Here is a 9,512-nt window from a genome sequence, read left to right on the forward strand (position 1 = left end):
ACATTCCGAACCCGGAAGCTAAGCCTCACAGCGCCGATGGTACTGCAGGGGGGACCCTGTGGGAGAGTAGGACGCCGCCGAACAATCATTCAAGAGAAGCCCCCGCCGGTAACCGGTCGGGGGCTTCTCTGTTGTAAGGTCATTGTGCATTGTCATCGCACGGTACAGGAGGCCCCCGGGTGGAGGTCCAGGAGACGCGGGTCCAGACCGATCGCGTCCTCACCATCCCCAACTTGCTGAGCATGGGCCGGCTGGTGGGTGTTCCGCTCTTCCTCTGGCTCATTCTCTGGCCGAAGTTCGGCGGGCCGAACAACGACCTTTGGGCGCTGCTCATCCTGGCGCTGAGCGGGGTCAGTGACTACCTGGACGGAAAGCTCGCCCGGCGGTGGGGGCAGGTCAGCCGGGTGGGGCAGTTGCTCGATCCGCTGGCGGACCGGCTCTATGTGCTGTCCACCCTGGTCGGTTTGACGTGGCGTGGGATTCTGCCGCTGTGGGTGACGGGCATCCTGCTGGCCCGTGAGGTCTTTATCGCCGCGCTCCTGCCCATTCTCAACCGGCACGGATACGGGCCGCTCCAGGTGAGTTTCCTGGGGAAGGCCGCGACCTTCAATCTGATGTACGCGTTTCCGCTCCTCCTCCTCGGTAACGGGGACAGCTGGATCGCGCGGCCGGCCGAGGTGGTGAGCTGGGCCTTCATCTGGTGGGGGACGGCGCTGTACTGGTGGGCCGGTATTCTTTACGCCGTTCAGGCGCGGCAGATCGTGCGGGCGAGCGCGAAGGGCTCCGCGTCCACAGTCTGAGACGTGATCTGAGAGAAGTGCCACGGCGCCCCGGTGCGTCGGACGATGCCTTCCGGGTAGATGACCCTCTGGAACGGTTTGATGGGCCTGCAGGTCCAGCACCGCGAAGGAGGACGCACCCGTAATGAAAGCCGTTGTAATGGCAGGGGGCGAAGGCACCCGACTCCGCCCGATGACCTCCAGCATGCCGAAACCGCTGCTTCCGGTGGCCAATAGGCCGATCATGGAGCACGTGCTTCGGCTGCTGAAGCGGCACGGCCTCTCCGACACCGTCGTCACCGTGCAGTTCCTGGCGTCACTGGTCAAGAACTACTTCGGTGACGGTGAGGAACTGGGCATGCACCTCACCTATGCCCACGAGGAGACGCCACTCGGCACTGCGGGGAGTGTGAAGAACGCCGAGGACGCGTTGAAGGACGACTCCTTTCTGGTGATCTCCGGTGACGCGCTGACCGACTTCAACCTCTCCGAATTGATCGACTTTCACCGGAGCAAGGACGCTCTGGTCACCGTCTGTCTCACCAGGGTGCCCAATCCGCTGGAGTTCGGTATCACGATCACCGACGACGACGGACGGGTCGAGCGCTTCCTGGAGAAGCCCACCTGGGGGCAGGTCTTCTCGGACACGGTGAACACCGGTATCTACGTGATGGAGCCAGAGGTCTTCGACTACGTCGCCGCGGGGGAGTCCGTGGACTGGTCGAGCGACGTGTTCCCGCAACTGCTGAAGGAGGGCAAGCGGGTCTACGGATACGTCGCCGAGGGCTACTGGGAGGACGTGGGCACGCACGAGAGCTACGGCAAGGCCCAGGCGGACGTCCTGGAGGGCAAGGTCGATGTAGAGATCGACGGGTTCGAGATCTCGCCGGGCGTGTGGGTGGCCGAGGGTGCCGAGGTGGACCCGGAGGCGGTGCTGCGCGGGCCGCTCTACATCGGGGACTACGCCAAGGTCGAGGCCGGCGTCGAGATCCGCGAGCACACCGTGCTCGGCAGCAACGTGGTCGTGAAACGGGGCGCCTTCCTGCACCGCGCCGTCGTCCACGACAACGTCTACATCGGGCCGCAGAGCAACCTCCGCGGCTGTGTGGTCGGCAAGAACACGGACGTGATGCGGGCCGCGCGGATCGAGGACGGCTCGGTGATCGGGGACGAGTGCCTGATCGGCGAGGAGTCGATCATCGGGGCCAACGTCCGGGTCTATCCGTTCAAGACGATCGAGGCCGGCGCCGTCGTCAACACCTCGGTCATCTGGGAGTCCCGCGGGCAGGAGCACCTGTTCGGCGTGCGCGGTGTGTCGGGGATCCTCAACGTCGAGATCACCCCGGAGCTCGCCGTCCGGCTGGCCGGCGCCTACGCCACGACCCTGAAGAAGGGGGCCACCGTCACCATTGCGCGTGACCACTCGCGTGGTGCGCGTGCGCTCAAACGGGCGATGATCTCGGCGCTCCAGACGTCCGCGATCGACGTCCGCGACCTGGAGAACGTGCCCATGCCGGTCGCCCGGCAGCACACGGCGCGCGGGAGCGCGGGCGGGATCTTCCTGCGGACCACGCCCGGGGTGCCGGACTCGCTGGACATCCTCTTCTTCGACGAGCGCGGGGCCGACCTCTCCCAGGCCGGACAGCGCAAGCTGGACCGCGTCTACGCGCGCCAGGAGTTCCGGCGGGCGTTCCCCGGTGAGATCGGGGACCTGACCTTCCCGTCCAGTGTCTTCGACTCCTACGCGGGCAACCTGCTGCGGGCCGTCGACACGACGGGGGTCCGCGAGGCCGGGCTGAAGGTGGTCGTGGACACCGCGCACGGCAGTGCGGGGCTCGTCCTGCCGAGCATCCTCGGCCGGCTCGGGGTCGAGGCCCTCACCGTCTCCGGCGGGCTCGACGAGGCGCGGCCGACGGAGGACGCGGAGACGCGGCGGGCCGGGCTGGCCAGGCTCGGCGAGCTGGTGGCGTCGTCCCGGGCGGCGTTCGGGGTCCGCTTCGACCCGGTCGGCGAGCGCGTCGCGTTCGTCGACGAGCTGGGGCGCGTGATCGACGACGACCGGGCGCTGCTGGTGCTGCTGGACCTGGTCGCCGCCGAGCGGCGCAGCGGGCAGGTGGCGCTGCCCGTGACGACGACCCGGATCGCGGAGCAGGTGGCCGCGTACCACGGCACCCAGGTCATCTGGACCACGACGACGCCGGACGACCTCGCGAAGGCGGCGTCGGCCGAGGGCACGGTGTTCGGCGGGGACGGGCGCGGCGGTTTCGTCGTGCCGGAGTTCAGCGGCGTGCTGGACGGTGCCGCGGCGTTCGTCCGGCTGGTCGGGCTGGTGGCGCGCACGCAGCTCACCCTGAGCCAGATCGACGCGCGGATCCCGCAGGCGCACATCCGGCGGCGGGACATCGCGACCCCGTGGGCGGCCAAGGGCATGGTGATGCGCTCGGTCGTCGAGGCCGCGGGCAGCCGGCGGCTGGACACGACGGACGGCGTGCGCGTGGTCGAGGCGGACGGGCGTTGGACGCTGGTGCTGCCGGACCCGGCGGAGGCCGTCACCCACCTGTGGGCGGAGGGCCCGAACGACGAGGCCACCGAGGCGCTGCTCGACGAGTGGGCGGCGGTGGTCGACGGCGCCGGGCGTTAGGCGATGCCACAGCGGGGGCGTGCGGATGGTTCGCACGCCCCCGCTGTCCGTTTCGCGATGTTTGGGGTGGTCCGCTCCTCTATGTCGTGTGCGCAGGTCAGGGGCTGTGCACGAGGGCCTTCGCCGACATGGGACGATGGTCCGCATGCCAGCGACGCCGAGTGCCAGCAACGGGCGGTACAACCGTCCGGACGCCTCGATGTCCCTGCTGACCAGCGTGATGGACCACAGCCTCGACGAGGGCTACGCGGAAGCGGCCGCGGCGCGGGGCGGTGACCGCGACAGCCGGATACCCGTGACGCTCCGGGGGCTGGTCACGCTGGGCGCGGGGCTGGCGCTGGTGGGGACGGTGCTGACGATCGGCGCGGTGAACGCGCACGAGGCGGAGCCGACGCTCGCCAAGGAGCGGGACGCGCTGATCCACCGGGTCAACGACAGCAACACCGCCGCCGACCACCTCCAGCAGCAGGTCCAGGACCTCAGGCAGAAGGTGGACAGCGCGCAGCGCCAGGCGCTCCCCGCAGGCGACGACGGTGCGGACTCGCTGACCGGCCTCGTGGGGCTGGGCGAGGTCACCGGGCCGGGCATGAAGCTCGTGCTGGAGGACGCCGCCGGGACGGGCAGCGGGGGCAATGTGGACCCGCGGGCCGGGCAGGGCTTCTCCAACAGCGGCCGGCTGCGGGACCGCGACCTCCAGCTCGTCGTGAACGGGCTCTGGGGGAACGGCGCGGAGGCCGTCTCGATCAACGGGCAGCGGCTGACGGCGCTGTCGGCGATCCGGGCCGCGGGCGAGGCCGTGCTGGTGGACAACCGGCCGCTGGTGCCGCCGTACACCATTCAGGCGATCGGGGACGGGCCGAAGCTCCTCGGCGCCTTCGAGAAGGACATGGCCGGGGAGTACCTGCGGCTGCTCCAGGAGAAGTACGGGATCAAGTCGACGCTCTCGACGCAGAAGAGCATGACGCTGCCGGCGGCGGTGGGCGTGACGCTGCGGACGGCGCAGCCGGTGACCGCCGAACCCTCGCCGACGGCGACGCCGTCGGCCGCGCCGAGCCCGAGCCCGACTCCGTCGGCCACGGGCGGAACCTCCGAGAGCCCGAGCGCGTCCGTTTCACCGTCCGCCGCCGGTGCGAATCCGAGCTCGAAACGGCGCCCGACGGGCGGGACCACGAAGACCACGACAGCGACAGGAGCAGCTAGACCGTGATTGCCGTACTGGGTCTCGTGATCGGGGTGGTCGTCGGGCTCTTCGCCCAGCCCGAGGTGCCGGACGCCGTCGTGCCGTACCTGCCGATCGCGGTGGTGGCGGCGCTCGACGCGGTGTTCGGCGGTGTGCGGGCGATGCTGGACGGGATCTTCGACGACAAGGTGTTCATCGTGTCGTTCCTGTCGAACGTGGTCGTCGCGGCGCTGATCGTCTTCCTCGGCGACCAGCTGGGTGTCGGCTCGCAGCTGTCCACGGGTGTGGTCGTCGTCCTCGGCATCCGCATCTTCTCCAACGCGGCGGCGATCCGGCGTCATGTCTTCCGTGCCTGAGCCGGGCCGCGGCCCGGCGGCGGAAGAGAACGAGGAGCGCGTCGCTGGTGTCGCGGCGGCCGCCGAGAAGAAGGCGGCCGACGTGAAGCCGGCCGAGAAGAAGCCGGCCGAGGAGAAGGCCGTTGCGCAGGAGCCGGTCGCGCAGGAGGCCGGGGCGGCCGTCGCCGAGCCGTCCGAGGTCGAGCGTGAGGCGGCGCCTGTCGAGGAGGCGCCTGTCGAGGAGGCGTCGGAGCCCGAGGCGAAGCAGGAACCGGAGCGGGCTCCCGAGCCCGTCGCGGAAGCGGCCGCGAAGGCTTCGGTCGAGTCCGCGGCCGAGCTGGAGCCGGAGCCGGAGCCGGAGTCCGAGCCGGCAGCGGCCGGGCCCGTTGCCGAGGCGACCGACCGGAGCGCCGGGCGGCGGCGCCTGAAGGCCGCGATGTGGCCGCCGCGGCTGTCCCGCGGGCAGCTCGTGGTGGCGCTGCTGCTCTTCTCGCTCGGCCTGGCGCTGGCGATCCAGGTGCGCTCGACCAACGACCACCACAACCAGCTGCGCGGCGCCCGTCAGGAGGACCTGGTTCGGATCCTCGACGAACTGGACAGCCGTCAGCAGCGTCTCCAGCAGGAGAAGGCGGAGCTTGAACAGTCCTTGGGCAAGTTGGAGAACAGCTCCAACCAGGCCAAGGAGGCCCAGGAGCAGACCAGGAAGAAGGAGACGGAGCTCGGCGTGCTCGCCGGCACCGTCAAAGCCACAGGTCCGGGCATCGTACTCACTGTCGATGATCCCCAAGGGCAGGTGAAGGCAGATATGCTGCTGGACACCCTGCAGGAACTCCGGGCGGCGGGGGCGGAGGCGATTCAGATCAACGATGTTCGCGTGGTGGTCAACACCAACTTCACGGACGTGACGGGCGGCGGTGTGCAGATCGACGGCAAGAAGGTCTCGCAGCCGTACCGCTTCACGGTCGTGGGGAACCCGCAGGACCTGACGCCCGCGCTGAACATCCCGGGAGGTGTCGTCCGCACGCTGGAGAGCCACCAGGCACGGGCGACGATCACCACTCCGCAGAAGGTCGTCGTCGACGCGATCGTCGACTTGAGGACGCCGCAGTACGCCAAGCCGGCTTCGAAGTGACGGGGCGCCTGGCGAACGGCCCGTCACGTGCGGGCGGCACCCGGTGCGGGGCGCCGTCGTGGCGTGGGCGAGACTGGTTCATACCAGCACGCAACGGAGCAAGAACCGCCGCACCAACCGTCGGAGTACCACTCCAGCCGGCTCGATCCGCGACCGGGCCCGCAGCCTGTCCGAGGTTCTCACCCTGCCCCGCGGGCGGGTCTGTCACACGCAAGGGGATTCGCCCGTGAGTTTCTTCTCTAAGTTGTTCGGTCGTAACAAGGGCCGCGACGCGGCCGTCGAGGCGCCGACCGCGCGTCACCGCCGGTCCGACGACGAGCCGGCCGTGCCCGGCATGCGTCCCGCCCCCGAGGCGGCGGAGTACGCGGAGCGGCAGCTGTACCGCGACGGCGGCGCCCAGTACGCGGGGAATCCGGCGGGCTACGGCGCGTCGGTTGACCCCTCCGGCGACCCGCGCATAGGTTTCGCGTCAGGACCCTCAACCTCTGGTGGAGGGTTTGCCCCGGACCCGTACGCCGGGCACAACCCGTCGGGTGTGCCGCGCCAGGAGGCTGTGAACATGGCTGGCCCCACTCCGTGCCCGCGGTGCGGCAACCAGAACCCGGCCGCGGCCCGGTTCTGTTCCAACTGCGGCACGGCGCTGCGCGGTGGCGCGCTGCCCGAGGGGCCGGCGGAGACCACGTCGACCATCTCGATCTCCGGCCTGGAGTCCTACGACCCGAACACCACGACCGGCACCGGCACCACGCCGGCCCTGTCGGCCGAGGTGCTGGCGGCGATCGACGCGCTGCCGCCGGGCTCGGCGCTGCTGATCGTGCAGCGCGGCCCGAACTCGGGCAGCCGGTTCCTGCTGGACTCCGACGTCACCACCGCGGGCCGCCACCCGCAGGGCGACATCTTCCTGGACGACGTGACGGTCTCGCGGCGGCACGTGGAGTTCCGCCGCACGCCGGCCGGCTTCAGCGTCGCGGACGTGGGCAGCCTCAACGGCACCTACGTCAACCGGGAGCGGATCGACGAGGTGCCGCTGAACAACGGCGACGAGGTGCAGATCGGGAAGTACCGGCTGGTCTTCTTCGCCGGTCACAACCGGGGGTACTGAACCCAACGTCGGCAGGAGCCCGAGTGAGTACGAATACCTCCGATTCATCTCTCGGGGCGGTCACGCCCGCGCCCTCCGGTCCGCAGACGGACCGGGACGGGCGCGGGGTGGTCGCGGGCCCCAGGCAGCCGCTCCGGCCGGAGCGTGCGGGCGCGCGGCGCCGCGGCGACGAGCTGCTGAGCATCGGCGCGGTGCTGGCCCACCTGCGCGACGAGTTCCCCGAGGTCACCATCTCCAAGATCAGGTTCCTGGAGGCGGAGGGCCTGGTCGAGCCGCAGCGCACGCCCTCGGGGTACCGCAAGTTCAGCCCGGCCGACGTCGAGCGGCTGGCGTACGTGCTGCGGATGCAGCGCGACCACTACCTGCCGCTGCGGGTGATCCGCGAGCACCTGGACGCGATGGAGCGGGGGGAGGCGCCGCCCGCGCTGCCGCCCGCCGACGCCCGGCCCGGGCCGATGGAGGAGGCGGATCGGGAACTGGTCGCCGCCGCCGAGGCCTCGTCCGGGGTCCGGCTGGGGAGGGCCGAACTGCTGGCCGCCGCCGGGGCGGGCGACGGCGACCTGGTCGAGTGGGAGTCCTACGGGCTGGTCGCCTCCGGGCCGGACGGCGGGTACGACGGCGACGCGCTGCAGGTGGCCCGGCTGGTCGCGGAGCTCGGCCGGTACGGGCTCGAACCGCGGCACCTGCGGGCGATGAAGGCCGCCGCCGACCGGGAGGTCGCCCTCGTCGAGCAGGTGGTGGCGCCGCTGCGCCGGCACCGCAACCCGCAGACCAGGGCCCATGCGGAGGCCACCGCGCGGGAGCTCGCGACGCTGGCGGTGCGGCTGCACGCGGCGATGGTCCAGGCCGGTCTGCGGACCCGTCCGTGACGGCCCCACCCCGCTGACCAGCGGCGTCGGGTCTGCGCTTTCATATCCGGGGCCAGAGCCATAGGGTTGCCTGTGTGAATGAGCTCGACGTCGTGGGTGTCCGGGTGGAGATGCCTTCCAACCAGCCGATCGTGCTGCTGCGGGAGGTCGGGGGCGACCGGTACCTGCCGATCTGGATCGGCCCCGGCGAGGCGACCGCGATCGCCTTCGCGCAGCAGGGGATGACCCCGGTGCGCCCGTTGACGCACGACCTCTTCAAGGACGTCCTGGAGGCGCTCGGCCAGCAGCTCACCGAGGTCCGGATCACCGATCTGCGCGAGGGCGTCTTCTACGCGGAGCTGGTCTTCGCCGGCGGGGTCGAGGTGAGCGCCCGGCCGTCCGACGCGATAGCGCTCGCGCTGCGGACCGGCACGCCGATCTTCGGGAGCGAGGAGGTGCTCGCGGAGGCGGGCATCGCGATCCCGGACGAGCAGGAGGACGAGGTCGAGAAGTTCCGCGAGTTCCTCGATCAGGTGTCGCCCGAGGACTTCGGGGGCAGTGGTCCGCAGTAGCGCGGACCGGCCGGCGTACGGGCCGTGCTGTCGTTTTGCCAAAAACCGTCCACCTACCCACACTAGGGGCACGAAAAACCACTCTCCTGAGTGACGCGGTTTGTCCGGCTCGGCGTGGCGATCGTTGACGGGTCATAGGGGACTGCCTACCGTCAGGAGTGGCTGCCCGGGTGACCGACGCCCGCAGTCTGGGTTGCCCGCAACACGAGTGGACGGAGGTAGGCATGAGCAGCACCGGCGATGACGCGGCCGTGGGAGGCCTGTGCGCCGTGCACGTGCCGCGCACCGCTCGCACCGTGACGGACCTGCCCAGGGTGGGCCGGTTCCCGGCCGTGCAGCCCGGCCAGCCGGCCATCGAGCGGCTGGCGCCGACCTCCGAACTCATCGGCTACCGCGGCCCGACGGCCTGCGCGGCGGCCGGCATCACCTACCGCCAGCTGGACTACTGGGCCCGGACGGGGCTGCTGGAGCCCAGCGTCCGTTCGGCGTACCCGGCGACGAGTCAGCGGCTCTACAGCTTCCGCGACGTCCTGCTCCTCAAGATCGTCAAGCGGCTGCTCGACGCGGGCGTCTCGCTGCAGAACATCCGGGTGGCCGTCGCCCATCTGCAGGCCGCCGAGCAGGGCGACCTGGCCGGGCTGACGCTCATGTGCGACGGCGCGACGGTCTACGAGTGCACCACGCCCCAGCAGGTCGTCGACCTGCTGAAGGGCGGTCAGGGCGTGTTCGGCATCGCGGTGGGGGCGGTCTGGCAGGAGCTGGAGCTGACCGTCGGGCGGCTGCACGCCGAGCGGACGGACACCGGCGAGACGCTGCTGGGGCATGACCCCGGGGACGAGCTCGCCCAGCGCCGCAACCGGGCGGTCTGACGGCCCGGTAGGAGCACGGAACGACGAGGCCGCGGGCCCGGACGGGGAACCGTC

9 protein-coding genes and 1 rRNA gene are annotated in these 9,512 nt (G+C 70.8%); all 10 read left to right on the forward strand.

The window, feature by feature from the left end:
* Nucleotides 1–83: ribosomal RNA gene (gene rrf, locus ACFV4F_RS40565) — 5S ribosomal RNA — on the forward strand; the annotation flags it as partial.
* A 96-nt stretch (nt 84–179) separates the two neighbouring features.
* Nucleotides 180–800: a CDP-alcohol phosphatidyltransferase family protein gene (locus ACFV4F_RS40570; RefSeq protein ID WP_380448586.1), complete on the forward strand. Its 621-nt coding sequence runs from the start codon at nt 180–182 to the stop codon at nt 798–800.
* Nucleotides 801–924: 124 nt separating this feature from the next.
* Nucleotides 925–3,420, forward strand: a complete 2,496-nt coding sequence (locus ACFV4F_RS40575) for a sugar phosphate nucleotidyltransferase (protein ID WP_380448588.1) — start codon at nt 925–927, stop codon at nt 3,418–3,420.
* Nucleotides 3,421–3,565: 145 nt separating this feature from the next.
* Nucleotides 3,566–4,627 (forward strand): DUF881 domain-containing protein, encoded by a 1,062-nt coding sequence (locus ACFV4F_RS40580; protein WP_380510552.1) that lies wholly within the window; start codon nt 3,566–3,568, stop codon nt 4,625–4,627.
* Nucleotides 4,624–4,956 (forward strand): small basic family protein, encoded by a 333-nt coding sequence (locus tag ACFV4F_RS40585; protein ID WP_380510555.1) that lies wholly within the window; start codon nt 4,624–4,626, stop codon nt 4,954–4,956. Before ACFV4F_RS40580 ends, ACFV4F_RS40585 begins: the two co-directional genes overlap by 4 nt.
* On the forward strand, nt 4,949–6,067 hold the full coding sequence (locus tag ACFV4F_RS40590; RefSeq protein ID WP_380448592.1) for a DUF881 domain-containing protein: 1,119 nt from the start codon (nt 4,949–4,951) through the stop codon (nt 6,065–6,067). The genes ACFV4F_RS40585 and ACFV4F_RS40590 overlap by 8 nt, the downstream gene beginning before the upstream one ends.
* 559 nt (nt 6,068–6,626) lie before the next feature.
* A complete protein-coding gene (locus tag ACFV4F_RS40595) occupies nt 6,627–7,169 on the forward strand; it encodes an FHA domain-containing protein (protein WP_380448594.1) in 543 nt (180 codons plus the stop codon).
* Between the two features lie 176 nt (nt 7,170–7,345).
* On the forward strand, nt 7,346–8,038 hold the full coding sequence (locus ACFV4F_RS40600; RefSeq protein ID WP_380448598.1) for a MerR family transcriptional regulator: 693 nt from the start codon (nt 7,346–7,348) through the stop codon (nt 8,036–8,038).
* Nucleotides 8,039–8,112: 74 nt separating this feature from the next.
* Nucleotides 8,113–8,589 (forward strand): bifunctional nuclease family protein, encoded by a 477-nt coding sequence (locus ACFV4F_RS40605; protein WP_329924794.1) that lies wholly within the window; start codon nt 8,113–8,115, stop codon nt 8,587–8,589.
* Nucleotides 8,590–8,813: 224 nt separating this feature from the next.
* Nucleotides 8,814–9,458 carry a MerR family transcriptional regulator gene (locus ACFV4F_RS40610; protein WP_380448596.1) on the forward strand — a complete coding sequence of 215 codons (645 nt, stop codon included), beginning with the start codon at nt 8,814–8,816 and terminating at the stop codon, nt 9,456–9,458.
* The last annotated feature ends 54 nt before the right edge of the window (nt 9,459–9,512 follow it).

Origin of the sequence: Kitasatospora sp. NPDC059722 (assembly GCF_042733235.1) — a bacterium.
GTDB lineage: Bacteria > Actinomycetota > Actinomycetes > Streptomycetales > Streptomycetaceae > Kitasatospora.

Excerpts from the sequence above, each read along its gene's own strand:
- ACFV4F_RS40575 (WP_380448588.1), top strand. The coding sequence starts at position 925 with ATGAAAGCCGTTGTAATGGCAGGGGGCGAAGGCACCCGACTCCGCCCG.
- ACFV4F_RS40580 (WP_380510552.1), top strand. The coding sequence starts at position 3,566 with ATGCCAGCGACGCCGAGTGCCAGCAACGGGCGGTACAACCGTCCGGAC.
- ACFV4F_RS40595 (WP_380448594.1), top strand. The coding sequence starts at position 6,627 with ATGGCTGGCCCCACTCCGTGCCCGCGGTGCGGCAACCAGAACCCGGCC.
- ACFV4F_RS40610 (WP_380448596.1), top strand. The coding sequence starts at position 8,814 with ATGAGCAGCACCGGCGATGACGCGGCCGTGGGAGGCCTGTGCGCCGTG.